The sequence below is a fragment of the Streptomyces sp. TP-A0356 genome, from assembly GCF_001417775.1.
In the GTDB taxonomy this organism is placed as follows: domain Bacteria; phylum Actinomycetota; class Actinomycetes; order Streptomycetales; family Streptomycetaceae; genus Streptomyces.
Genome location: NZ_BBZJ01000039.1, coordinates 1 through 23625, shown reverse-complemented (window position 1 = coordinate 23625; position 23625 = coordinate 1). Strand labels below are relative to the sequence as shown.

Sequence of the window (23625 nt, the reverse complement as noted above, 5' to 3'; positions counted from 1 at the left end):
GGCCGCTTCGGCTTGCGTGGCTTGCGCGGCTGTCGCGGCGTGGGAGGTTTCGGCGGTTTGGGAGGTCTGGGTCGTCTGACTGCCGATGCCATCAGTCGCTCAACCCCCGTAGTCACCACGTCGCTTGTTGATCCGGCCCCGCCAGCGTTCGCTCCAGGGATCGTCCTGCTGCGGGGGTATCGCAGGATCCGCCGCGGGCGTCTGCGTCAGAGGCCGGCGTTCCGGCCTTCTGGGTGCGGGCGGCGCGGGCAGTGACGGGGTGGCGGTCGGAGGGTCCAGCGGGGCCGTCTGCCGCTCCAGGACGTCGGTGAGGAACGCCTTCGGCAGCGGCGGGTAGGCCTGGCTGTCCGTGGGCATGCCCTCTTCCAGCAGCCGCTCCATCGCCTCCTCAAGGACGTCGTGGGCGGTCGGCCGGTCTTCGGCCTCGTAGGCCAAGGTGTGGGTGACCAGGTCGTACAGGCGCCCTCGCGGCATCCCGCTCAGATCGGGCGCGACGTCCAGAGTCCGCTGGGCCGCCACCTGGGCGTGGAAGGGTGGGTGCCCGGTCATCGCCTGGACCAGGGTCGCCCCAAGGCTGTAGACGTCGGCGGCCTCACTGGCCTTGCGTGAGTCCTTCGCCTGTTCGGGGGCCATGTAGGCGAGCGTGCCGAGGGCCGCGTCGGCGGTGGTCAGTCCGGTTGCGCCTCCGACGTGCGAGATGCCGAAGTCGATGACCCGTACTCCGTCCCCTGCGACCAGCACGTTGCTGGGCTTGAGGTCACGATGCAGCAGTCGGACGGAGTGGATGTGCATCAGGGCGTCGGCCAGGCCCGCCGCGAGCCACCACGCGCCCAGTTCGCTGACGGCTCCGTGCTCCTCGATGAGGCTGAGCAGCGAGGGGGCGTGGACGTACTCGGTGGCGATCCAGGGCTGCCCCGCGTTCGCGTCCGCGTCGACGAGAGCTGCGGTGTGAAAGCCGCCGACGCGGCGAATCGCCTCCAGCTCCTGGGCGAAGCGGGCACGGAAGTACGGGTCATCGGCGAGCGCAGCCTTGATGACCTTCACGGCGACGGGACGGGTCGAGCGGTAGCCGAGGTAGACGACTCCCATCGCGCCCTGGCCGAGCCTGCCGGTCAGGCGGAAACCGCCGATATTGCGCGGGTCGGCTTCCCTGAGCGGTTCCAGCACTTTCAGCCCCGTCCCCCGGCGTCTGCGGCTCTGCAGCCCCGCCATCTGCGTGCATAGTGAATCGATGGCGAGAGTACCAACAGTTTCGAGCCGTTCTCCCCGCCTCCCGCCAACTCTGCACGCACTTTCTTCACGTCGATAGGGTCGGGCAACCAGGTGTCGGTGGTGGCATAGCGCCGACAGGGCAGATGTCCCACTCGCGATGACCCGCTCGCGCACCGCTCCCCCTCCCTCTGCTGCCGCCGTTGAGCCCCGTGCCGCACGAAAGACCGCCGTGATCCGCCTGCCGTTGTCAGCCCGGAGGGGCCGCCTCGGGCGGTAGCAGGACGCCGCTGGTGAGGGACTGGGTGAGCAAGCCGTTGGTGTCCGCGGTCAGCTCCGCGACCTGGCGTGCCAGGGCCCGTAGTGTGTGCAGGTGACGGAACGCCAGGCCGTATTTGCGTTGTTCGTCAAGCGGCAGCAGGGGGACGCGCAGGCGCCGCGGGTCGATGTGCAGCGATGTGGAGCCGGTGGAGGCGCTGTTGACGTTGTCCTCGGCCGCCAGGAAGCCCGCGAGGAACCAGGGATCGAGGCGTTCGGGGTCGGGCCGGATCAGGTGGATGTGCAGGCCGAGTAGGCATCCCGCGTCCTCGTCGTCGGCGACGCGAGCGGTGCCGCCTTGGGGGGCGCGGATGCCCGGGATCAGGACGTCTCCCGCCTCGATGACGGTGGAACCGGCCAGCGGCTGCTCGTCGGTGTCTGCGGAGGCGCGGCTGCCGGTCGCCAGATCGTGTCCGGTGAGGGTGCTCAGGCCCGCCTGCTCCGGTGGGAGGGGGGTGTCGTGGGAGCCGCGTCCTGCAGGCACGGCTCGGTGCACGGTCAGCGCGCCGCCTCGTGCGAGGTCGGAGACCGTCGCCGTGCGCCAGGAACGGGATTGCTCCTCGGCCGGCGTCCATGCGGTGTGAGCGCTGGCTTCGGCCAGGGCGAGGGCACTCTCCTTCAAGCGGTCCTCGAGATGACGTGCGTTCTTGGCCACCGCAGCCGGGTCGGCGCTGGGCGGGGTGACCCGGACGTGACGGGTGGGGGTGATGTCGACGAGGTCGTCGAGGAGTTCGACGACGGGCACGGCGCACGCCGTGCCGGGCTGGTCGGTGAAGTGCGCCGGGTCCGCGGCGAACGCCTGCCAGTGATCCAGCACGGCCGTGCTCAGTCCGGTCCAGTCGAGCGGCGCCCTTCCGCCGCGTGACCGGTTGGCGGGGTTCGCGGAGCCGTGCAAAGTGGGTGGGTCGTGCGGACGCTGCTCGGCGGTGGTGTCGATGAACAGCACGGTCCGCCGGTCACTGCTGCCGGGCTGGGGGCGCTGCAGGATCCATAGTTGCAGTCCGATGTGCAGCGGCGTCGCTGCACCCGGCGGCAGGGAGACCACGGCGCGCAGTGCGCCACTGCGCAGCAGCTCAGCGCGGACCCGGCGGCCGGAGGCGCGGGAGGCGGTGGCGGGTGGCAGCAACATCACCGCGAAGGCCCCCGGGATGAGATGGGCCAAGGCGTGCTGGGTCCAGGCCAGTTCGGACTCCGCGCGCGGCGGCACGCCGTAGGCCCAGCGGGGGTCGTAGGCGAGTTCGTCGTGGCCCCAGTCGCGGTCAGCGTACGGCGGGTTGCACAGCACCGCGTCCGCGGCCAGGTCCGGGAAGGCGTCCGCGCGCAGGGTGTCGCCGGCCCGTACCGCGACGTGCGCTTCGGGTGCGGCAAGGCGCAGCCGTACGGCGGTGCGTTGGGCCTGGACCGGCAGAGAGTCTTGGGCGAACAGGCCGGTGGCTCCGTGCCGTGCGGCTGCGACGAGCAGGGCACCGCTGCCGCACGCGGGATCCAACACCCGGGCGGGGTAGGGGCTGTGGGGGTGTGGGGTGAGCAAGCGGGCCATCAGGTCGGCCAGTTGCTCGGGGGTTTGGTAGGCGCCGCTGGCGGCGCTGTCCTCCAGTTCGCGCTCAGCCAAGACGTCGAGCGCCGCCTGTCCGCTTTCGTCGCGCACGCAGTGCAGCAGCGCGCGGAGCACGGGGGCGTCGGCCGGAGCGTAGGTGACCGTGTCCGCACCTGGAACGGTGTCGGCGAGTTCGGCCACCGCGTCGTGACAGCGGGCGGCCAGCTCTCCATCGGGGAGGTCGCTCAGTGCGGCCAATGCTTCCCGGTCGTGTTGGGCGCCAGCGAGGACGACGGGAAGCAGCCGCGTGGGTACGCCGCCGCTGCCGGCGTGCAGGCGCAGTGCGGCGCGCAACTCCTCGGTGGCAGAGGCGGCGGTTCCGTGGCCGCGTGAGCCGAGCCAGGCACGGACGGCTTCGAGGTCGTACAGCGGGCTGGTGTCGGTGCCGCCGGCCGGGGCCGGGAAGTCGGCGTGTCGGCGGCGCCAGTTGCTGACCGTGGCACGCGTGACTCCGGCGAGCCGCGAGATCTCGGCCGCGGTCACCTGCGCGGAGGGCTTCGGCATGGCACTCCAGGCCTCGAGGTGGACTGACCGCACACACACTACAGCATCAACCTCATCGAGAGTCCTGATTGACAGTGCTTTCATGGCAATGCTTATCTGTTAACGCTTCCGCTAGCGGCGCAGCCTGGGCTGTGGTGCCAGCGTTTCTTCCGCATTCCGATGCTTTCTTCACACGCAGATGGGGGACCTACGCATGTCCACGCCTACCTGGGCCCAGCCGCCACATCAGCCCCACCGGCCGCACCAGCCGTTCCAGGCGCAGGCCCCGGTACCGCCGAAGAAGGGCAAGGCCAAGACCTGTGCTGGGGCCGGCTGCCTCGGCATCGTCGGCGTCCTGGTCCTCGGCGGCGTGATCTCCGCTGCCGGCGGCGGTAAATCCGGCGGAACCGCCGACATGCCGGCCGCCGCGCCCTCCCACGCAAACGACGGCACCAAGACCGCCGCCCAGCACTCTGCGGCCACGAAGCAGACGCCGCAGACGGTCACCTACGTCGTCACCGGCACCAGCGGCGCCGACGTGCAGTACGGCCCGGCCGGGTCCTCCGCCCAGGGCACGGTGCCCATGAGCGTGACCAAGCCGCTCAAGAACCCGCAGTACTACTCGATCACCGCTCAGCTTCAGGGCGCAGGCCGTGTCACCTGCCAGCTGAAGGTCAACGGCAAGGTCATCTCGCAGTCCACTGCCGCGGGCGGCTACAACATCGCCTCCTGCGAGATCAGCAAGGACATCTTCAGCGACAAGTGGACCGACACCAACGCCGGCTGACGCACCACCGCCGGCGCGCCAGCCGGACTCCGGACGCGGCCAGAGGCGTCCGCTTTCCCGCCGACCACCGCCCCGCGGCCGCCTGCGCGGCTTTCGCCTCCGCCCGATCCCTTGCACGAAGGACACCAGTGAACCGGCCCAAGGTCATCGCCATCACCGCTTGCGGGTTGACCGTCCTGTCCGTCACGGCAGCCACGGTGGACCACGTCAGCACCCACACCGCGCTTGCGGCCGCCCGCCGTCAGGCGGCCGCAGCTGACCACCGAGCGCAGCAGGCCGCATCCCGCCCGGCCAAGGTCGTCACCAAGACGGTGGACAAGCCCGTCTTCGGCCGCTCCACCCTCCTTGGCGCCTACGCGGCTGGCACGATCTCCGGAGGCGTCTACACGGACGACGGCAACCTGACCTACACCGCCAGCGAGGCCACCTGCTCCCAGCAGTACGCCACGATCTCGCAGCAGCCCAACGGCGGCACCATCCATCGCGACGCCTTCATGAAGGCCTGCCTCGACAACGTCAACGACACCGCCAAGACCGACCCCGGGCCATGACCGGACGCGGGCGAGGAGCGCAGCCGTTCCTCAGCGTCTGCGCCCAGGTCCGCCCCGCTTTGCCCCCAGCCCTGCGCCGAACCAGACAACCACTACGGCGGACGGCGGGCGCCGCTCGTCACCTCCCGCTGCTCCGTTGCGAAGACAAGGACTGCCATGGGCCGCCGTTCTCCTCTCGCCCACGCACCCCGCCCCACCAGGTCCACTCGCCGCCAGGTATTCGTGAACGACAAGGTCAAGGCCGTCGCCGGGGCGATCGTGCTGGCCACTGACGCCTCGGTCGGCCCCGACCACGTGGCCTCCGGCTACCTCGCCACCACCGGCCACACCGGTCTGCGCGCCCATCTCTACCCCCGCTACCTCGTGCGCCCTCACTCCCGCGTGGTCGTCACCGAACTGCGCGCCGTGTACAGGGGACTCAAGGCAGTCCTGGGCACAATCCCCGGCCGGCCTATCGAGGTCCGCGTGGACAACCTGCAGGCACTGCGGTACCTGCACGGCTGGCAGCAGGGTGGGACGGACATGCCCGAGGGCTACGACACTCACCTGCGCTCCCAGGGCCGCAAGCCCAGCCTGGTCAAACTGCAGATGCTCGCCGAGTACACCCCGCACGTCACCTTCGTCCACGAGAAAGCCCACGCAGGTCACCCCCTCAACGAAGCCGCCGACTCCCTCGCCAAACTCGGCCTGCGCTGCCTGCGCGGCACCGTCCCGCGCACCGAACTCCCTCGCCTGGTCCCGCTGTGGGCCACCGGCGCTCTCACCGACTACCGGCGCTCCCAGGCCGCCTGAACCCGTGGTTGCCGGAGCCCAGACCACGAACGTACCGGGACCGAACGCGCAGGCCTGTCACCCGGTTCTTGCACGTCGCAGCCGGTTCCTGGCCTACCCGGTTGTAGGGGGCGCACCCGGTCCGCACTGCCCGCGCACTCGGAAAATCAGCCGGGGTGTGTCGCCGACAGCCGTGGGACTCTCCCAAGCCCTCACGGCCCCGTCCATTCATGCAGTGCCTGCCCGGCACGCCCGTAGCTCCGAAGGGACCAGCTCATGACGAGTCATCAGCAGCGCAAGCCCGCCACGCGAAAATCCACGCTTCACCGGCTGAAGGTTCCCGACGGGCGGACGGTCGAACTGCGCGACCTGGTCCGCCACCACTACCTCGAGCGCCCCGGCTACCAGGCCAGGCCATTCTCCCGGGATGGAATCGAAGGGCTGCTCATCACGGGCGGTATTCCCCGGGACAGAGCCGACTGGTGCACCGCGGTGCAGGAGATCACCGGTCTCGAGGTCAACGAGCGTAGTCACTCCGCGGCCGGTCTGGTCATCGTGCGCACTCATCGCGGTCTGTATGCCCTCAGCTACGGCGTGGGCTTCCACATGCTGGACCCGTACTACCGGGACGACGAGTTCGGACTGGAGTTCGCCACCCGCAGTCTGGACGAGGACGGCGTCATCAAGATCCGAAACCAGATCATGGACGGCCGGGGACGCGTCGACGAATACTCCGTCGCGCGAGGCGAACGCATAGACGGGTTCGGGCTCGACCGCTTTGGCTCCATCGTCAAGCGTCTGTGCGGCACCGTCAGCGGGATTCCGCTCACCTCCGTGCGCGCCGGCAAGGTACAGCAGGTCAAGGTCGAGTGCGCGGAGTCGACGATCAAGTTGCCGCTGGCGACCAGACCGGAGGAGTTCCTCAGCGACCTGCGTGCCGTCGAGGAGGTGTGCGCTCGAAAGGAACCTCTTCCGGAGCTGCGGTTCGTCGACCGCGTACGCAGGTTCGAAGCCTCAAGTCGCAAGGCAGCGGACGCGCAGAAGGCTCTGGAGGAGCTGCTCACGAACCCGGCCAGCCCCCGACTGGCTCTCGGCGTGCCGGAGGCCTGCCAGGACGCATTCGGCTCCGCCCAGGTGTTCCGGCTGACCAGGGCCGGGCGCTCCATGGACGTGACGGAACTCAGCCTCAAGGCTCTCCTGCGCTTCGTCGAAGACGTCGAGGCAGGCGGCCGGCTCAGGGCCCTCGGCCAGGTTCGGATCCTCATGTACAACGACGATGACGGCCTGACACCGGCAAGTGCGGCCACCAACGGCAGGGAATGGCTCATCGCGGACATCCCCGTCGGAGCCAACCGCTATTTCTACGGCCAGGGCAAGTGGTACGAGATCGGGGCGGGTTACCTTCAGACGCTGGAAGAAGAACTTCAGCAGCTCCTGGACAAGCGCTCGACGGTGTCCCTTCCACCGTGGCCGAAGGGCGCGCTCGGCGCACGCGGGCAGGACTCGCACGACGAAGGCTGGTACAACAGCCAGGCCGCAGCCCAGACGGGCTACATGCTTTTCGACAAGAAGAACATCGTCACTGAGAAGTTCAAGGGCGGCGGACTGGAGATCTGCGACCTGCTCGGGCCCGACAACCAGCTCATCTGCATCAAGAAGGCTGCCTCCAAGACCGCCCCGCTCAGCCACCTCTTCGCACAGGGGGTGGCCGCCGTCGAGACACTGCGCAGCGACGAGGAGGTCCGCAGCCGCTTTCTGGCCCAGGTGGCCCGCCATACTCCCGGACATCGCATGCTGGAGGATTTCGGCACTCTGCGTGTCGTCTTCGGCATCCTGCTCAAGGACGGCCAGGACATCACCGTCAACTCGCTCTTCGCTTTCGCCCAGGTCTCGCTCCTGCAGTCCGCCCGTCGGCTGCGGGCGATGAACGCCGAGGTCGAGATCGTGCCCATCCGCCGCTGAACACGACTGCGATCTGCCCTGTGGCGGCAGACCATGACCGCTGGTCTTCTGCCATGTCGGTCCGATGCCGCCCTCCTGCCCGCCACATCAGGCAGGTTGAAGGGCGGTTCCGCACCCGGAGGGCGCAGGAAGCACGAAGGAATCCACGATCAGCGATGTGCCATGACCACCAGTACGAGATCGGCCCCGCCTACGAGCAGGTGCGCGCCTGGCGTACGCAGGTGGGCTAGATCATCCGGACGCTGGAGAGTCCCCTGACTACTTGTAACCGGCAAGTTCTGATAGTTGTTCCGCTGGGGGGCGGGCGTAGGCCCGTCGCGGCGCTGTTGGGGTGCGCCGCAAGGGAGGGAAAGCACATGGCCATCACCACGACACGCGACCAGGTCATCGCCGACGAGCAGAAGGCAGTCGATCACGCCTACGACTGCTACACCGCGCGACTGGCCGAGATGAGCGGAACATCAACCGCTACGGCGTCGGCCACCGGCAAGGACGGCATCGCCAACCGCAAGGAGGCGGAGGAGCGGGCAGCGGCGTACGGCGGCCTCGGCAACGAATCTCTCGTCTTCGCCCGCATCGACGCGCCGGAGGATCCCGATGGCGACGTCAGAAAGTGGTACGTCGGCCGGCGTGCCGTCTCCGACGTCCACACCCGTGACACCGTGGTCGTCCTGTGGACCAGCCCACTGGCGAAGAAGTGGTTGCAGGCGCGGCCCGAGGCTCCGGGCGAGGTGCTACTGCGAAGGCAACTGCGGTGTGTGCGGCGCATCGTTGAGGACTATGCCGACGAGATCACATCGGCGGCCCCCGATCGTGCTCCCGCTGCCCTCCTTCCTGCAACCGCGGCGGTTCCGAAACCGCGGTCGGCCCCGGACGACGTACCCACCGGCGAGGACACCGCGCCCGCTGCCCCCGCACGGCGGGAGGCCGGCAAGGGCAAGAGGCCGGAGCACGCGCCCGCCCACACGCCCTCCGACATCGTCCGCATCCAGCGCCGCAAGGCCCTGCAGCCGGATGAGTTCCTCCTGCGCGAACTCCAGCGCTCGCGCAGCGGTCGCATGCGGGACATCGTCGAGACCATCCGCCGCGACCAGATGGACCTGGTCACCGGTTCCCCCTCCGATATCCTTGTCGTGCAGGGCGGCCCGGGCACCGGCAAGTCCGCGGTCGGGCTGCACCGCGTCACCTGGCTCGTCAACAACGAGCATTTCCTGGCCCAGGACATCCTCGTCGTCGGCCCCCACCAGCGGTTCCTCGACTACGTCGGTCAGGTCCTTCCCACCCTGGGCACCCGCAACGTCAACGCCGTCCAGCTCACCCGGCTGTGGGACGGTGAAGTCCTGGGCACCGACACGTCGGCGGCCCGGCTGGTGAAATCCGACGAGCGCATGGCGGATGTTCTGCGGCGGCGCGTGGAGCACGACTGCCGGCCTGAGGCGCTCGATGAGCTCACCACTGCTGCCTCCTTCGAGGGCGACGAGCCCGCGGTCGTCGTGACCACCGGCAGTACCACCCTGCGCATCCCGCGATCGGAGGTCCTCGCCCTCCTCGAAGAGGCGCGCGCCGGAGAGGGCGCCTACCGTCAGCGTCGCGAGCACTTCCGCAGTCTGCTCGTTGACCGCCTTCTTGGCGAGCTCGCCGCCCTCGCCCCGCGTCGCGGTCAGGACGGCACGATCCGCCGGGAGCTGGAACGCAACCGGCGCCTGGAGCGCCTCATCGACCGCGTCTGGCCCTCCCCGGGTGCCCGGGAGGCCTTGCGGGCGCTGTATGACTCGGCCGACCTTTTGCGTGTGTGCGCCGACGGCATCCTCGACGACGCCGAACAGGCCGCCCTTCACCGTGACCGCGCTGACAAGGCCGACGCCGAGCCCTGGACCCTGGACGACCGGGTCTGCCTCGAAGAACTCCAATACCTCATCACGGGCGAGGCACCGCGTCGCTATGGGCACATCGTCATCGACGAGGCCCAGGATGTGACCCCCATGCAGGCCCGTTCACTGCGCCGCCGGTGCGCGGTCAACGGCTCGATGACGGTCCTGGGTGACCTGGCCCAGGCGACCGGTCCCCACCTCTACACCGATTGGGAGCGCCTGGGCGCCATCCTGTCCGACCACGGCGACTGGAGGGTCGCCGAACTGAACACGAGTTACCGTGTGCCCGCGGAGATCATGGAGTTCGTGGCTCCCCTGGCCCGCAGGATCGCTCCCACGCTGCGGTATCCGCAGGCCGTGCGGGCGGTGGGTGACCAGGCCGTCCGGACGGTGGCGATCGAGCCGTGGAGGCTCCTCGATGACACTGTCGCTCAGGCAACCCGCCTCGTCGGCACCAGCGACGGGAGCACCCTGCGCTCCGTCGCGGTCATCGTGCCCGACGACTCCGGCTGGCTGGGCGAGATCAGCGGGCACCTGGACCGAGCCGACCAGATCACGGCTCAAGGGCGTGAGGCGGTGTCCGTCCTGGCCGCCGCCCAGGCCAAGGGCATGGAATACGACCACGTCCTCGTCGTCGAACCGGCCACCATCGCCGACCGCGGCCCGGCCGGCCTGCGCCAGCTCTATGTCGCCCTGACCCGCAGCACCCAGAGCCTGACCGTCCTGCACACCTCGCCGCTCCCCGAGGCCTTCACGCCCAGCGACGACACCAGCGAACAGGCGACCGCCGACACCGGACCGAGCGCGGCGGGGGGCGATGTGCCCGACATCGGCACAGACATCCGCATCCGGGTTACCGGCCCGGGCCCCGGCGGCCGATACAAGGTCACGGCCCTCTCCCCCGCCGTCACCTGCCCCCTGATCCTGACCGTTCGCCACGGCGCGGCTGCCCCGCGTCCCGGCGACGAGCTGGACTGCTGGGTATTCGCCCACGAGTCAACCCACTGTGTACTCACCGCAGACCAGCGCGGCAGGCAGCCGATCTCGCCCAGGATGGCACCCCGCTACACGGCCGCGCTCGGCGTTATGGACGAGCTGACCAGGGGCGAGGGCGCCGTGGCACAGGACGCCCGCGATCGTCTGTCAGAGCTCAAGGGCATGGCCAACCGCGTCCTGCGCCGGGATCAGGCTGACTGGGTCGACGTGCGGCGTGTGCTCGGATCGCCGGACAGGCACCGTCTGACCCTCCTGCGCAACCTTGCGGCACACGCCCACCGCGCACTCAAGGACGATCACCTCGATGCGGGTCGGCTCAAGGACGATCTGGAACGTTCCGGCTGGGCCGACGCCCTGCTCACCGCGCGCCACACGCTCCAGCAGCGCCTGGCCGCAGCCGACCCGGAGGCGGCAAGCGACACCACCCCCGCCGCCCCGCACACGAGCGAGCCGAAGGACCCCGACGCCATGCCCGCCATTGCAACCGACACCCCCGCGCCGATGGCAGCCGCACCCCCCAGCCTCCTGCAGGCCCTTCAGACGGCGGCGACCGCCGAGCGTACCTGCAATACCCACGAGGCCGTGCGCCTGGAACTGATGGCCGCGCTCCTGCGAGCGGACCTGCAGCCCACCAACACCTCCATCATCGACGTCAGTTGCGCCACGAAGGACGGCCACTTCCTCTACGAGGTCCTCGGCGCCGGCCACTGCACCTACGCCGACCTGCGTTCGGGAGCCGTCCGCCTCCTGGAGATCAACCATACCCTTCCCACCCCCGCCGACCGCCTCCACCTGGTCCTGTGCCAACCCCCCGCCGAAGACTGGTCAGCCGACACCCTCCACGACATCTTCAACGTCCACGTCCTGTGGCGTACCAAGGAAGGCTGGAGCGGCCAGGACATCGAAACCGCCCCGGGCACCGAACCGACATGACCCCCGGCCGGCCGTTCCACCCAACACCAACCCACCGCCCCGTGCGCGAGATGCCACGGTGTTCGCAGCAACTTCCGCACCGCCAAAAAGGGGGGCCCGTGCGCCGTATCGTCTCGGCTGTCGCTCTGCTCGCTGTCCTGCCTCTCGCCGCCTGCTCCGCAAAACCCGCTTCCCCGGCGGCTCCGGCCGTTACCGTGACGCGCACCGTGCCGGCCTCCGTGCCCCCCACCTCGACGCCCCCAACCGCCGGCCCCACGCCGACGTCCGCGGCACCGACCACCGTGCCCAAGACGGTACCTCCGGCCACTCCTCGGCCGCATCTGACCAACGCCTCGGCGGTGGTCTCGCAGTACTACCAGGACATCACCGATCACGACTACGCGGCCGCCTGGGCGCTCGGCGGCTCGCACATCGCCGGGACGACCTACGACCGGTGGGTGGCCGGGTTCGCCACCACCCAGAACATCACCCTGGGCACCATCAGCGCATTCGGAGCCTCCCGCGTCCACGCCGTCCTGTACGCCACCCAAACCGACGGCACACTCAAGACATACGCGGGCGACTACACCGTTGCCGACGGCATCCTCGTCGGCGCCTCGATCCACCAAACCAGCTGACAGTCAGTGGGAACTCAAGCCGCCAGGCTCCGCTGACGGCGAGACGCAGTTCCCACAGCATGCCGGCCCTCTGCTTGCGATCTGCAGCGCAGTGGACTGCTTTGACGGTCGGGACTGCCGGGGCCTGCGAAAGGCCCCGACGCCTTCCCGGGCTCGGGCAACCGTTGCACCTGAGTGGGCGGTGCCGGGCCGTGGGATCCGGTGCGATGCGGGCCCCATCCGGGCGGCCTTTCCGGCCAGCCTCTGGAGCGCGATGCCGGAGCCGGCCTACGGCAAGAGGGTCCGGGCGGTGCTGACGACACCCGATAAGGCGCGAGTGGCGCGCCCTCGCCCCCTGGCGAACGGCGGTCCAGCGGCCAGCTCACTGCCGGTAACGCCAGATCTGCCGCAACCGCAGAGCCTCCATGGCCCGATGGGTCTCGATTTCCGTATCAGGGAGTGGTTTCCGGCCGAGACCGAGGCGCACCTGGCGATAGAGCCGGTGCGGGGCGGCGACGGAACTGTCGACCAGCGTGGACAGGAGCGGTTCGTCAGCCAGTGTGCCGCGGTCCGCCGCGACAAGCAAGGCGACTTGGTCGTCCGGGTGGAGGGACGGGAGCTGCCCGCCTGCCCTGACACGGAGGTCGCCCCAGTTCAGCGGTGTACCACCGTTGCGGGCCAGGTCCTTCAGGATGCTGCGGACGATGACGGCCAGCTTAGCGATGCTCTCGGCCGAAAGGCGGTCGTCCTGCGGTGGCTCGGCGGTACGGCCTGCTTTCAGCGCAGTGTTTCGCGAGGCGGCCGCCACCTGGGTGGAGCGCTCGGCGGCCTTCCGGTCCTCCAGTCTGCGCCGCCACCGATCGACAAGCTTGGCTTCCACCGCAGGCAGCGGTTGCGCGAGTTGGTTGCGATGTTCGCCGATCTCGTCAAGCAACCGCAGCAGTTCCTGGGTGGGCCGAGCCTCATAAGTCCGGTCCAGCTCGCCGAGCAGGCGACGGATCTTCCTGAGATTCGGATCCTTCTTCTTGTCTGGTCCCGGCACGACAACGACGGTGCGAGGCCCTGCCTTGACAGAGGTCACGGTGATCGGACGACCGATCAGACGGTCGAGGTCGTCCAAGACGCGATCAACGGCCACGAGCCAGTCACGAAGAGCCCGCCTGCGACGGCAGACCTCTTCGTAGCGCTGGAGATGCGCCTCCCCTCGTTGGATTGCCTGTGACAAGCGCTGCGCACGCAACCCCTTTGACCGGCCTCGAGTCTTCGCCCCCTCCTTCAGCTTTTCCCGTATCTCCGCCTGTTTCTGGCGTGCCCAACGCAGGTCGCTCTCAAGGGGCGCATTCTCCTTGGCAGCCAGTGGTCCGCAGCAGGCGACGGAGCGGCCGGCACGCGTGCCTGCCGGCTCCCGTATGCCTCGTGCGTCTTGTTGATCTCGGCTGCCGCCCACTGCTGCAGAGCGAACTCCGAGGCCGGCTCGACGGCCCCGAGTCGGTGCAGTACCTGGCCCAGGTACGGAAGGTGCCTGCCCAAGTGGGTGACGACCAGGACGCTCAGCAGCGGGCGGTCGGGGACCCGCGGCTTGTCCACCTCGACCAGCAACTCCTGACGCTTGGGGTTCGGCAGGTCATAGACCCACCTGCCAAGCCGCTCGGCCAGCTCGCTCCACGTGATCGTGGCGCCCTTCGCCGCGACCTCCTCCAGGACCTTCCTGAGCGCATCGGCTGTCTTCGCCGGTGTGATTTCCGGCGGTTTGGGGCCGCTGGGCGCGGGTTCGGCGAGCGGGGTCCGCTCACAGGCGCTGGAGACGCGAGGCGCCGGGAGGTGCTTCTCGTCAAGCGCGACGCTGGGACGCCACAACCCAGTGCGCTCCGCCTCCAGGCCGTTGAGCCGTACCAGGGTGTCGGCCCGGACGGCCCACGAGGAACCTTCTGCCTCAACGACGTCCGTGACCAGCAGCCGGACGGAGCCTGCAAGACGGTAGACGTACTGGTCCGTGGGAGCCGGCACCGTGTCGGGCAGGGACAGACAGGCCCGGACGATGCGGCTTCCCGTCGGCTTGACGAAGCCGGGAATCAGGCGCCTGCCGGGCACGTCCAACGGCGACGAGGACAGGGGGGCTGCTTCTGTGTCCACCGCGAAGACGACCTGTCCGCTGGGAAGGGGCACGCTGCTGGGAAGCGGCTCGCAGCCGATGCCGTCGTCACGGATGACTCCCTTGGCACGCAGCTCCTCGAGTGCAGGCGGGACGAGGCCGTTTTCGGTCATCCGGCATTGCTCCAGGGAAGCCCAGGGCGTTTTCTTTCCGTCGGTCACGGTGCCGATGAACACACGACGGTCATTACCCTCGGTCTCGCACCGCACGAGAAGCGCGTACCCTCGGCGCGCCACCATGTCGCGTGCGAGCGCGTCGTCCTGGCCGAAGACCCACTCGATACGGCCTTCCTTCGCACCCAGGCTGTCCGCTGCCTTGCGCCAGCTGCGGTAGTCCTCCCGGGCGGAGCTCGAACCGGAGATGCGTTCTTGTGCGACGCAGCCAAAAGTCCACGGCATCACCTTGGCAATGGCCGAAGCTGCGCAGCTCACCCTGGGTCGCGTAACCCTGCTCGGCCAGCCAGCGAGTGACATGGGCCTTGATGAACAAGTGGTCGGCACCGTCCGCGCTGTGGGTGGTCCGGTGGCATTCCCCACGGCCGGGGTCGGCTTCGTGGGCGAAGTGGCAGACCCTGGTCACATACCGCTTGGGGCGCAGCGGTTCTCCACAGCCGCCGAGAAGTGTGCCGCACCAGAAGTCGTCCCGTCCGAACTGACGGAGGAACTCGTCGAGGTTGTGCGGCTGCTCCGGAAGGATCACCGGCTGGTCCGAGTCGCGGCCGCCGATGACCGCGGTCTGGATGAGACGCGTGTCGATCTGCCTCAACGTTGAATCCTTCGGTGGACAGGTGAGGTGAATGCCTGGAGGGACAGAAGGGTTGGAGCGTGTTGTCGCATCCGTGTGGCGAGTGCACCACGTGTCTTAGATAGAAAAACCCAGGTCGGGGTACAGGCCGAGGCGCTCGGAAGTCACTCGCCGCACATCGGGCCGTGTCGAAACCGGGTCGGCTTCATCGCATGCTCGTGGAGGAGTTGTTGATCTGCTCGCGGGTCAGTCGCACTGGCTCACCGGTGACGTTGTCGAACCGACGTCGCACCAGAATGCTGAACCCGAGCTCATGCAGGGCCATCTCGGCGACATTGGTGTTGCTCGGGCTTTGGCCGTTGAGCGCGTTCCGCACCAGCGCGAGCGCGGGGAGGTTCTTTCCGCCGACCACGGCGAGCACATGGAAGTTGTCGTCTTCGGGGGTGTGCAGGGCAGCGACGGCAACGTCCGCGAGGGTGAGAACGGCATCCCCACCATCTTTCAGAGAAGCGCGGGTTTCTGCAATCGTGTTGTCGGGCTCGGTGGCCATGACGTCTCCTCAATCGGCCCTAGACGGATTGTTCTCCGGCCGTGCGGGCCAGAGCGGTACACACCGTGCGGCACAGACCACCTCCCGCGGTAGCCATCGTCATGTGGCCGCGGGACGCAGCTTCCTGTCAGGTCTCCCAGCCCTGCTGGGCAACCTTCACAGTTCCTCCCCACAAGTAGCGGCGTGATTCTATGTTCAACAACGCGTGAAAGGAAGTTGTGATCAACGTCGTGACGTGCAGTTCCTTGCTTACTGCAAGCATCAGCAGCCGCTACTGGGCCGCTGGCCTGCTGGCTCGCGCGTCGGGGTGATGCGCATCTACGACGGCGCGTACGGCCTCGATCGCATCCATGCGGGCACCATCAGCACCAACCCTCCCCGCGTGCACACGATTTCTGGGAATACCGACCTGTCTCAGGCCAGACTTACGCTTGAGCCGCCAAAGGTCGGGGAGCTCAACGCAGTTGATGCGGCCGGGGCCCGGATCGACCCCGAGGTCCCGAAGGCCGCCCTCATGACGGAGGTTTCCAGAGTGGGAGCGGATGGCGTGGACTTCGCACGGCATGCCGTGCAATCCGCGGCGGCAGGGACGCCGCCCGCATTTCCCCTGCGATTGAACGCGCGCGGGGATCGATGTCTCGCTATGACTGGCCGCTCAGGTCTATCCCGCCAGCCCGGGCATAGAAGTACGGCCAGTGCGGCAGACGTGCTGCCGCTGCCGCGCGCCCTGGTACCCGGACGGCTGCACGGCCGAGGCCGTACCATGGCCGGTCTGCCGAGTTCGGCGGACCACGCACTCATGTGCCGATGAGCGGGCGTTTCGGGGCTTGCCAGAGCCGGGTGCACGTGATCCGCGAGGTGGCGTCGATGTCTGCGCCGGTGGGCCGCGCACCTAGGCCCATGAGGAGCGAGTGAGCATCGATCACGCGCGAAAGCTGCTCACTCGCTCCCTTGAACGTGCCTGCCTCTGGCACCCATGCCGACCGCCGTACGTGACCGGGCTCGGTACGTGCGGTCGGGGTGGCCCCTCGTCAAGTGGCTCGAGGCCTACTCGGCAGCGCAGGTCGTGGCCTCGGATCCAGTCGATTCCGTAGACCTCGCGCCCGTGCTCTCGTCCTTCTTGCCCGCCTCGATAGGGGTGTAGCGCCGCCGTTGCAGCGCATCGCGTTCACTGTCCGGGATCGTCATCGACTCGGCAAGCACGGCGGCGAGCGCGTCTACTTGAGTGGTGTCGATGTCCGTGTGGAAGTGCCACCGGATGTTCTCGTCGCGTGTGATGAGGTCGATCGCCGAGCGCGCGTTTTTGTCCTGTGTGGTTGCTGCTCGGACGTATCGCACCTGGTCGATCGGGATGACTTGACGGATCTCGCCTTGCTCAAGGAAGGCGTTCGTCTGGGCCGTGATGATGCGGCGATCCGTGACGGCGATCAGTGTCTTTGCCGGGGTTTTGTCCATCGCTGCCGCCCACATATCCTTCGCTCCGCCGAGGATCGCAGAAAGGGGATCGGGGGCATCGAGCTGGTCGGGGAAGCCGAGGACACGTAGGGTCTCGCCGTCCTCAAGGTTCCATCGCAGGATGCGCAGGTACGGCTCGAGGGCCAACGATTTGGGTGCGCAGACGACGTCCGGAGCCTTGAGTGCCGGGGCCGGCGGATGGAGAGCGTCGGCGAGAGGCTCGATCGCCTCCAGAAGACGGGCGGAGATGTGGCGGGCTGCGTCCGAGTCCCTCCGCTTGCTCAGCAGTGGCAGTGTGTCGCGTCCGGGGAGTTCGGCGATGATGCGTAGCTCCCGCGTCAGCGAGTCGACGAGGCTCGTCGTCTCGGCGAGTGCGGAGTCGAGCTCTTCGCGAGTGTCGCGCGCGATGATGTCGACGAGCCGCGCCTCGCCTGCGTCGTCGGGTCCCGCAGCTCTTGCCCGCGCGGCGTGGAGCGCTTGGTATCCGGTCCATGCCTTGAGGGAAGACAGCAGGGCGTTGGTGTCGAAGAAGATCGCCGCGGCGTTCGTCTGGAGGTACTCGCGGCGGCTATGCAGGTCGAGCTCATGGATCTGCCCGATGTGGTCGCGGACGTTGAGTCGGTACAGCTCCAGCTGCTTGCCCAGGTCCGCCTCTTTATCCGCGACCTTGTGCCACAAGGTGGTGGGGACCGATCCGACCTCTCGCGCGTGGTCGACTGCGCGATCGACGGTGGCGACGAGCCCCGTCAGTTCGGCCCACTGCTCGTTGCGCAGGGTTGTGAGTACCTGGCCTGTCAGCGCGATGTTGGTCCTGACAAGGCCCGTGACCTCACTCAACTGCATCTGAAGGCCGACCATGGCCAGCGCCGGCCCGATCGCAGCCGCGGTCTGCGCCGCGCTCACCGCAGTCACGGGAATGAAGCGGGCCTGAGCGACGAAGCGGCTGGAGGAGATCACCGTTCCGAGGTTCGCGCCATCCTTGACGGCGAGCGCTGCGCCGGCCCTCAGGAGAGCCTGTGTCGCGTCGCTGATCCTGTAGAGCCCCTGCACGCTGGCGAATGCGTGTCCGAAGTTGCCGGCCACGGTCGCTGTGTTTCCGATCGAGGCCAGGACGCTGGAGATGCGCTTGCGGTCGGCGGCCGGCACGAGCCCAAAGTCGAGCAGATCGGGCTTGAGTTCCGCCGGGACCTCGCCGAAGACGACAGCAACCCCTGGGAGCACCTCCGCCAGGACCGTCGATGCCGCCGTTGAGCCGATGTCCGAGTCGGGTGTCGGATCGTCCGCAGCAGGTGAGTCGGCGGTATTGCTCCGGCCGTTCTCCTCAGGCTCGGCGATCTCCGTCGAGTCCGAAGAATCCTGCATGCGATCTCCTCCCCGCGGGCGCGCAACGGCCAGACGTCGTCGGCGCTTTCGTGCCGAAGTCTACGGCTCGTCGCCCCGCGGTCCACTCCGAACGGCTCGAACACCACGGGACGACCGGCACGACCGGTGGGTGGCCGGCTTCGACACCACCCAAGGCGTCCGCCCTGGGCGCCATCAGCGCATTCGGGGCGCCTCCAGGCCGTCCTGTATGCCACCCAGAGCGACGGCATGCTCAAGACGTATGCCGGCCACTACACCGGGGCCGATGGCATCCTCGTCGATGCATCCAACCGCCGGAGCCGCTGGCGGTCAGCGAAGAGGCGCAACAAGTCCCCCGCCTCGGCGTGCAGCGGGTGTAGCCGTACGGCCAGCATCAGGGCCGCAAGGGCGGATCGTGCCCCTCCCCGCTGGCGCTGATGAGCCACGTGCCCGTCGCAACGGAGTACCTCCCACCCGCCGCACTGCTACGGTCGCGTGTATGACGCTCTCGGTCTCCACGGGTCGGACTGTTGATCTACGGGTGCAGCCGGTTGATGAGGTTCTTGATCACATCGAGCGGTCTCTCCGGGTGCGCTTGCTATCGGACACGGTGATCCGCAAGCGTCGGTCTGTGGGGGCCCAGACGGACCGCGATACCTGGGTCCGGATCGAGCGACGCTTGCTCGACAAGATCACGGACCAGGGGTGGAACGGCGCCGAATGTGCCGCGCGTCTGGAAGGGGTCGCCCAGCCCGCATGGTGGGGATGTGTGGTCTGGCGGGACACGAATGCGCCAGTGATGTGGCGGGCTGACGAGACGGAGCTGCTGCCGGGCGCTCCTGTCGGTACCGCCGTGTTGAGCGAGGCCCCGGAACTGCCGAATGAGTGGTGGGGAGCGCTGAACGCCTCGTTGGACGCGCTGGCGGCTCAGAGCACGACGCGGGTTGCCACACCGGACACCGTCACCGTCACCCAGGCCCTCGTCACCGAGTCCATCCGCAGTGTCTTTGCCGGCGGCTTCGACACAACTGTGGAGCGGTGGGTGCCGGCCCATGCGGATCTGAACTGGGCCAACGTGACCGCTCCGACGTTCAGCCTCTTCGACTGGGAGGACTGGGGCAACGCGCCGCGGGGGATGGATTCCGCCTCTCTGTGGGCGAGTTCCCTTGCTGTCCCGGCTCTGGCCGATCGCGTTCGGCTCGAGCGCCGCTCCGATTTCGAGAGTCGGGACGGCAAGTTGATGACGTTGTTCGTCTGTTCGAAGATCCTCGGGCCTCATGCGCACCCGGAGGACCCTCGGCTGGAACCTGCTCGGCGCATGGCCGAGCAGGTCATCGAGGAGCTTCAGTCGGGCTGACCGCGCGAGCGGGCTCGAAGGAGATTCCGGTACTCCTGAACGGTCCGCATCTCGACCTCGCCCGCCAGGGCGCCGACGAGTTCACTCAGGTGGGCGGGTTCATCGGTGCCCACGGCGACCGAGTCGACCTGCGGGAGGTGATAGGCGGTTCTGAACGCCGCTTGCACGCGGGAGAGTCGGCTGTTGTTCCGGAGGAAGACGCGTGGGTCGATCCTGTCCCACACCGGTGCGCTGGTACTGCCTCCGAAGGGAGTCATCCCCCACACCGTGCCGACGCCCGGGCACCACGCGTTGATAAGCGCATCTGCGGCATCTAGCGTTCTGGCTCCGACAAGCAAGCCGGCGCGGACCATGAGGGCCGCTGGCCTCGGCGCGGTCGTGTCGATCAGGTGCAGCAGCGGTGCCGGGTCCCAGGATGCGACGCCCCAGGCGGCGCACAGTCCCTTCGCTGCGGCGGCGTCGAGGGCGGTGCACGCCTGTGCGAGCAGGTCGTGGTGGTGAGGGGCGGCTTCGCGGAGTGAATGTTCCGGGTTGTGCAGGAACACCAGGTCCGGCTCACGTCCGAGGTCCTTGGCCGCCTGTTCCACTGCCGAGTGCAGCCGTATGGGATCCAGGGAGTGCTCCGCCCCGTCCGGCCCCGGGAAATAGCCGACCTTGGTGGAGAGCGTGAACTTCGGCAGCAGGTCACCGGCTGTCCGCGCCAGCATCTGGTGCGAGCGGAAATCGAAGTAGTTGCTGCTGGTGTCGAGTGCGGTGACACCAAGGTCCAATGCCCCGATCAGGAGACGGCGTTCGTGACGAGACCGGTGTAGCCCGAGGACAACTCGGGGGTCAGTACCGCGCACAGTTCCTCCTTCACCAGGATCTCGGCAAGCTCCGTCACTTCAGTCCCGACGACGGCTGCGGCCCGCTCCAGCGGGACGGGCCTGCCGCTCAGCAGCAGACGCAGTGCGGGAAGGGCCTTGGCCGCGAGGGTGAGCTTTTTCCCCGAGGCCACGACGTCGACGCTCTCCCCGTTCCCCTGGATCCGGGGAGGGAAGTGGGTGGTGCACGCCACGGCGTCGAGCGGTCCGAGGATGTCGAGGAACGGCACATGCCGAGGCAGCGTCGTCTCCTGCTCGTAGGCGGCCAGGAAGTCGGCCGGGGAGCGTTCGCCGACCAGCTGGGCGGCAGCCGTGGTCAGGGCTTCGCCGCCGGTGTCGTGCCAGCGGTCGAGATCGTGGCGGAAGATCTCGCGCTCGCGGCACCAGTCGGCAAGCCAGGCGAGCCAGCTCGCTCCCGTGCGCTTGGTGATGCCGAAGGTGACATGAAGGCTCTTGCCGGAACCGCTGCCAGTCCGTGTCGCCTGATGCCAGTGGCCTCGAGGGATGTGCATGACGTCACCGGCCCGCATGACGCCCGACCAGATGATCTTGTCGCTCGGGGTGTTGTTGGGGTCGGAGTCCCGGTACATCGGGACCTTTCGGGAGGCAGCGCGGACCTCCCACTCCTTCTCACCGGCGAGTTGGACGATCACGACGTCGTGGTCATCCCAGTGCAGGGGGAAGCCGGCGGCATCGTTGGTCGTCAGGTACGCGTTGACCTGGACTCGCTCGCGGGACCACCACTGCAGGGCCCGGCAGGCGACCTCCATCGTCGGATCGAAGACGTTGGCCTGGTCCATGATCACCGTTGCGCCTTCCTGCAGGAGCTTGCCCAGGCTGCGCATGTTGACCATGGGGATGCTCTGACCTCGGGGGCTGACGCTGTCGGTGTAGTAGATGGCCGGGTGGACCTCCTCGCCCTTCTGGAAGCATCGGAACTGCGGGCGGTTCAGGCTCCGGCGCATCGCGATGTCGAGCAGGCGGTTCGCAGTCATGATGCGGGAGACGAGTGCGGGGTCCTCCATGCTCCCGCGTACGAATCCCTTGCCCAGCTCCTCCCCTCCACTCCATCCGAGCGCTGTCTCGATGGCGCTGATCAACCGATGTTCCATCGCTGCGTCCTCCATGGGTGCGACCACGTGATCCGGACACGGTGGGGTCGGCACGGCCGACCGCGCCGGCCCCCACCGCTTGGCGCCTACTCGCTGTCGTGCAGGTTGCCGTCGCCACCCGGCCACGGCGCGTCGCCGGAACTCCCGGCGTTGTCCGACCGGAGGCTGTCGTACCGGTCGTGGACGGCGGTCAGCTCTTCCACCGCCACCAAGAGGCCACTTTGGGCCGGAGGCGGTGCCGTGTGCTCTGCCACCTCGTGCTCCTTCCTCTTCGGTTCTCCCGCCAGGGCTCCGGCGGGAGGTCAGTGACTGCCCCACGGCAGTGGGAGAAGTGGGGTGCCGTGGAGCGGCGGTCATTGGGGGGCGCGACGAGCCACACGGTCCTACACCGAAGACCGGGCAGGTCCGCGCTCCATCGACAGGACGCCCACGTCCCGGCGCATGTTGGTCTCCAGAACGCGCTGGTCCAGTTCGTACAGACACGCGCGGCAGGCGTAGAGGGCCGCGTGCATTCCGCTCGAGCGGACGGGCCCGATCCACGTCACCTCGACGTCGTCGCGTCCGCACCACAGCCAGCACTCGCCGCGCGCCAGCCATTCGTGGCGATCCCACAGCGCATACGCAGTGGGCTCCCTTGTGTTGGGGTCGATGTCGCGGCGGGTGGGCCGGAAGACCACATCGGCATCAGGAAGCGGATTCGCTCGTAAGGCGTGCCGTCCCATCACGCAACCGCCACAGTGAGCAACTCGGGCTCGGCAACGCCGCGCTTCGGCCGGAACCCGAATAACCTGCGCAGAACGGCGGCTCGGATAGCGGGCGCCGTCATGGGAAGCGCGATCTCCGCCCATACGCGCTTTCCGCGGCCGGAGGGTTCCCAGGCACACCGCGAAGCGAGAAGTCCGACCAGCCTCAGGCCGCGCCCACTCTCGTCATCGTTCTGGAGACAACTCGTTCTCGGAGCCGCGGGATTGTCATCGAGGACGTCGATCACCAGGCGACCGGGCCGGTGGTACAGCGTGACGGTGACGGGTCCCTTCCCATGGACCACGGCGTTGGTGATCAGCTCGGAGGCGACAAGACGGATGGCGTCAGCCGTCTCGTCGTCCATCGGCACGCCCCACGTGCGCACCGTGTCGACGACCTTGCACCGGGCTAGGGACACTTCCCTAGCCGCACCCGCGAGGGTGAACCGATGGACGAGCGTGGGCATGGCGGACGCCTCCGAAGAGCTGGAGAGCGACTCCGTCCCCGACGGGGGAAACAGGGGCGGAGCCGCCGATCTGAGGACCGTTTTAGAGCGAACACCCTGAGCGTGCTCCGTGGACGGCTGATACTCAGTCAACGGCCCCCAGCCCCCAGGGCGGAACGTTTCTAGGGGGTTCCTCATGGGGACGCCCTCCCCCGTACGCGGCCACGCGAAGTAGCCTCCGCGCTACGCCGTGAGGGGATGACGGGAGTGATGACGTGTCTGCTGAGCAGTTGGCAATCCACCCGCTGAGCTTCCTCCGCCAGATGCACGGTTGGGGGAAGGCCGAGTTCGCCCGACTCATGCAGGCGCACGGGCGGTTGCTCGGAATTCCGCTCGCGACCAACCGGACGACTGTTTGGAAGTGGGAGCAGGGCCAGGAGCCGGACACGGACGCCCAGCGCGTGCTCGCCGACTTACTGCGCGTCCCGTACGAACAGGTGCGTGAGGAAGGATGGCCCCGGTGGCTTCCGGTCTGGGAGGTGACGGGGCTCACCGCCCCGTGGACCGAGGCCGGTACCGTTGAGGCGTTGTCCGAACTCGTGGGGAGTGGCCGCATGGATCGCCGGGGCTTTCTCACCATCACCGGCGCCGCCCTGACAGGCCTCGCGGCGAGCTGGGTGGCCGCGCCCTCCGCCTTCGCCTCAGCCCTCAACGGGGATCAGGTCACGGACACAATGGTCTCGACGATCGAGCAGCGCATCAACACGCTCCGTACCCTCGACGACCAA

At 68.4% G+C, this 23625-nt stretch carries 19 protein-coding genes and 1 pseudogene; 9 read left to right on the top strand and 11 right to left on the bottom strand.

What is annotated here, in order from left to right; all coding sequences use genetic code 11:
- Window positions 1-99: 99 nt before the first annotated feature.
- Together ASC56_RS34980 and ASC56_RS34975 are read right to left on the bottom strand one after the other, a co-directional pair.
- Window positions 100-1212, bottom strand: a complete 1113-nt coding sequence (locus ASC56_RS34980) for a serine/threonine-protein kinase (protein ID WP_079102920.1) — start codon at window positions 1210-1212, stop codon at window positions 100-102.
- Window positions 1213-1459: 247 nt separating this feature from the next.
- Window positions 1460-3628, bottom strand: coding sequence for an N-6 DNA methylase (locus ASC56_RS34975; protein WP_199836156.1), 2169 nt, complete (start codon window positions 3626-3628; stop codon window positions 1460-1462).
- A 193-nt stretch (window positions 3629-3821) separates the two neighbouring features.
- Between ASC56_RS34975 and ASC56_RS34970 the strand changes: the two genes are divergently transcribed.
- The 6 genes from ASC56_RS34970 (at window position 3822) to ASC56_RS34945 (ending at window position 12095) form a co-directional block, all read left to right on the top strand.
- Window positions 3822-4394: a hypothetical protein gene (locus ASC56_RS34970; protein ID WP_055495638.1), complete on the top strand. Its 573-nt coding sequence runs from the start codon at window positions 3822-3824 to the stop codon at window positions 4392-4394.
- 128 nt (window positions 4395-4522) lie between these two features.
- Window positions 4523-4945, top strand: a complete 423-nt coding sequence (locus ASC56_RS34965) for a hypothetical protein (protein WP_055495637.1) — start codon at window positions 4523-4525, stop codon at window positions 4943-4945.
- Window positions 4946-5167: 222 nt separating this feature from the next.
- Window positions 5168-5737: an RNase H family protein gene (locus tag ASC56_RS34960; protein ID WP_055495636.1), complete on the top strand. Its 570-nt coding sequence runs from the start codon at window positions 5168-5170 to the stop codon at window positions 5735-5737.
- A gap of 255 nt (window positions 5738-5992) precedes the next feature.
- Complete coding sequence (locus ASC56_RS34955) at window positions 5993-7678, top strand: DUF6119 family protein (RefSeq protein ID WP_079102919.1); 1686 nt, start codon at window positions 5993-5995, stop codon at window positions 7676-7678.
- A gap of 356 nt (window positions 7679-8034) precedes the next feature.
- The gene (locus tag ASC56_RS34950) at window positions 8035-11478 is read left to right on the top strand and encodes an AAA family ATPase (RefSeq protein ID WP_055495635.1); all 3444 of its coding nucleotides are present in this window, start codon (window positions 8035-8037) and stop codon (window positions 11476-11478) included.
- A gap of 281 nt (window positions 11479-11759) precedes the next feature.
- The gene (locus tag ASC56_RS34945) at window positions 11760-12095 is read left to right on the top strand and encodes a hypothetical protein (protein ID WP_055495634.1); all 336 of its coding nucleotides are present in this window, start codon (window positions 11760-11762) and stop codon (window positions 12093-12095) included.
- Window positions 12096-12456: 361 nt separating this feature from the next.
- Here the strand turns inward: ASC56_RS34945 and ASC56_RS34940 are convergent, their stop codons facing one another.
- Together ASC56_RS34940 and ASC56_RS34935 are read right to left on the bottom strand one after the other, a co-directional pair.
- Window positions 12457-13194, bottom strand: coding sequence for a hypothetical protein (locus tag ASC56_RS34940; RefSeq protein ID WP_055495633.1), 738 nt, complete (start codon window positions 13192-13194; stop codon window positions 12457-12459).
- A gap of 155 nt (window positions 13195-13349) precedes the next feature.
- Window positions 13350-14657, bottom strand: a complete 1308-nt coding sequence (locus tag ASC56_RS34935; RefSeq protein ID WP_159039792.1) for a hypothetical protein — start codon at window positions 14655-14657, stop codon at window positions 13350-13352.
- On the opposite strand from ASC56_RS34935, the gene ASC56_RS34930 reads away from it, so the two are divergent.
- The gene (locus tag ASC56_RS34930; protein WP_159039791.1) at window positions 14635-14997 is read left to right on the top strand and encodes a hypothetical protein; all 363 of its coding nucleotides are present in this window, start codon (window positions 14635-14637) and stop codon (window positions 14995-14997) included. The two genes, ASC56_RS34935 and ASC56_RS34930, sit on opposite strands and share 23 nt — an antisense overlap.
- A gap of 178 nt (window positions 14998-15175) precedes the next feature.
- Here ASC56_RS34930 and ASC56_RS34925 read toward each other — a convergent pair whose 3' ends face one another.
- Together ASC56_RS34925 and ASC56_RS34920 are read right to left on the bottom strand one after the other, a co-directional pair.
- Window positions 15176-15520: a hypothetical protein gene (locus ASC56_RS34925; RefSeq protein ID WP_055495630.1), complete on the bottom strand. Its 345-nt coding sequence runs from the start codon at window positions 15518-15520 to the stop codon at window positions 15176-15178.
- A gap of 1047 nt (window positions 15521-16567) precedes the next feature.
- Entirely contained in the window at window positions 16568-18337 is a 1770-nt protein-coding gene (locus tag ASC56_RS34920) for a hypothetical protein (RefSeq protein WP_055495629.1), read from the bottom strand.
- A 478-nt stretch (window positions 18338-18815) separates the two neighbouring features.
- On the opposite strand from ASC56_RS34920, the gene ASC56_RS34915 reads away from it, so the two are divergent.
- On the top strand, window positions 18816-19673 hold the full coding sequence (locus ASC56_RS34915; RefSeq protein ID WP_055495628.1) for a hypothetical protein: 858 nt from the start codon (window positions 18816-18818) through the stop codon (window positions 19671-19673).
- Here the strand turns inward: ASC56_RS34915 and ASC56_RS34910 are convergent.
- The 5 genes from ASC56_RS34910 to ASC56_RS42525 all read right to left on the bottom strand — a co-directional run bounded on the left by ASC56_RS34910 (window position 19661) and on the right by ASC56_RS42525 (window position 22858).
- Window positions 19661-20518, bottom strand: coding sequence for an aldo/keto reductase (locus ASC56_RS34910; protein ID WP_055495627.1), 858 nt, complete (start codon window positions 20516-20518; stop codon window positions 19661-19663). The two genes, ASC56_RS34915 and ASC56_RS34910, sit on opposite strands and share 13 nt — an antisense overlap.
- Complete coding sequence (locus ASC56_RS34905) at window positions 20452-21648, bottom strand: JmjC domain-containing protein (protein ID WP_055495626.1); 1197 nt, start codon at window positions 21646-21648, stop codon at window positions 20452-20454. Before ASC56_RS34905 ends, ASC56_RS34910 begins: the two co-directional genes overlap by 67 nt.
- Before the next feature lie 86 nt (window positions 21649-21734).
- The gene (locus ASC56_RS41395) at window positions 21735-21902 is read right to left on the bottom strand and encodes a hypothetical protein (RefSeq protein WP_181924954.1); all 168 of its coding nucleotides are present in this window, start codon (window positions 21900-21902) and stop codon (window positions 21735-21737) included.
- A 129-nt stretch (window positions 21903-22031) separates the two neighbouring features.
- Complete coding sequence (locus tag ASC56_RS42530; protein WP_234377214.1) at window positions 22032-22325, bottom strand: hypothetical protein; 294 nt, start codon at window positions 22323-22325, stop codon at window positions 22032-22034.
- Window positions 22326-22369: 44 nt separating this feature from the next.
- A complete protein-coding gene (locus ASC56_RS42525) occupies window positions 22370-22858 on the bottom strand; it encodes an ATP-binding protein (RefSeq protein ID WP_055495625.1) in 489 nt (162 codons plus the stop codon).
- Window positions 22859-23112: 254 nt separating this feature from the next.
- On the opposite strand from ASC56_RS42525, the pseudogene ASC56_RS34890 reads away from it, so the two are divergent.
- Window positions 23113-23625, top strand: a pseudogene (locus ASC56_RS34890) (transcriptional regulator); the annotation flags it as partial.

Excerpts from the sequence above, each read along its gene's own strand:
- ASC56_RS34980 (WP_079102920.1), bottom strand. The coding sequence starts at position 1,212 with ATGGCGGGGCTGCAGAGCCGCAGACGCCGGGGGACGGGGCTGAAAGTG.
- ASC56_RS34975 (WP_199836156.1), bottom strand. The coding sequence starts at position 3,628 with ATGCCGAAGCCCTCCGCGCAGGTGACCGCGGCCGAGATCTCGCGGCTC.
- ASC56_RS34970 (WP_055495638.1), top strand. The coding sequence starts at position 3,822 with ATGTCCACGCCTACCTGGGCCCAGCCGCCACATCAGCCCCACCGGCCG.
- ASC56_RS34955 (WP_079102919.1), top strand. The coding sequence starts at position 5,993 with ATGACGAGTCATCAGCAGCGCAAGCCCGCCACGCGAAAATCCACGCTT.
- ASC56_RS34950 (WP_055495635.1), top strand. The coding sequence starts at position 8,035 with ATGGCCATCACCACGACACGCGACCAGGTCATCGCCGACGAGCAGAAG.
- ASC56_RS34930 (WP_159039791.1), top strand. The coding sequence starts at position 14,635 with ATGGCCGAAGCTGCGCAGCTCACCCTGGGTCGCGTAACCCTGCTCGGC.
- ASC56_RS34925 (WP_055495630.1), bottom strand. The coding sequence starts at position 15,520 with ATGGCCACCGAGCCCGACAACACGATTGCAGAAACCCGCGCTTCTCTG.
- ASC56_RS34920 (WP_055495629.1), bottom strand. The coding sequence starts at position 18,337 with ATGCAGGATTCTTCGGACTCGACGGAGATCGCCGAGCCTGAGGAGAAC.
- ASC56_RS34915 (WP_055495628.1), top strand. The coding sequence starts at position 18,816 with ATGACGCTCTCGGTCTCCACGGGTCGGACTGTTGATCTACGGGTGCAG.
- ASC56_RS34905 (WP_055495626.1), bottom strand. The coding sequence starts at position 21,648 with ATGGAACATCGGTTGATCAGCGCCATCGAGACAGCGCTCGGATGGAGT.
- ASC56_RS42525 (WP_055495625.1), bottom strand. The coding sequence starts at position 22,858 with ATGCCCACGCTCGTCCATCGGTTCACCCTCGCGGGTGCGGCTAGGGAA.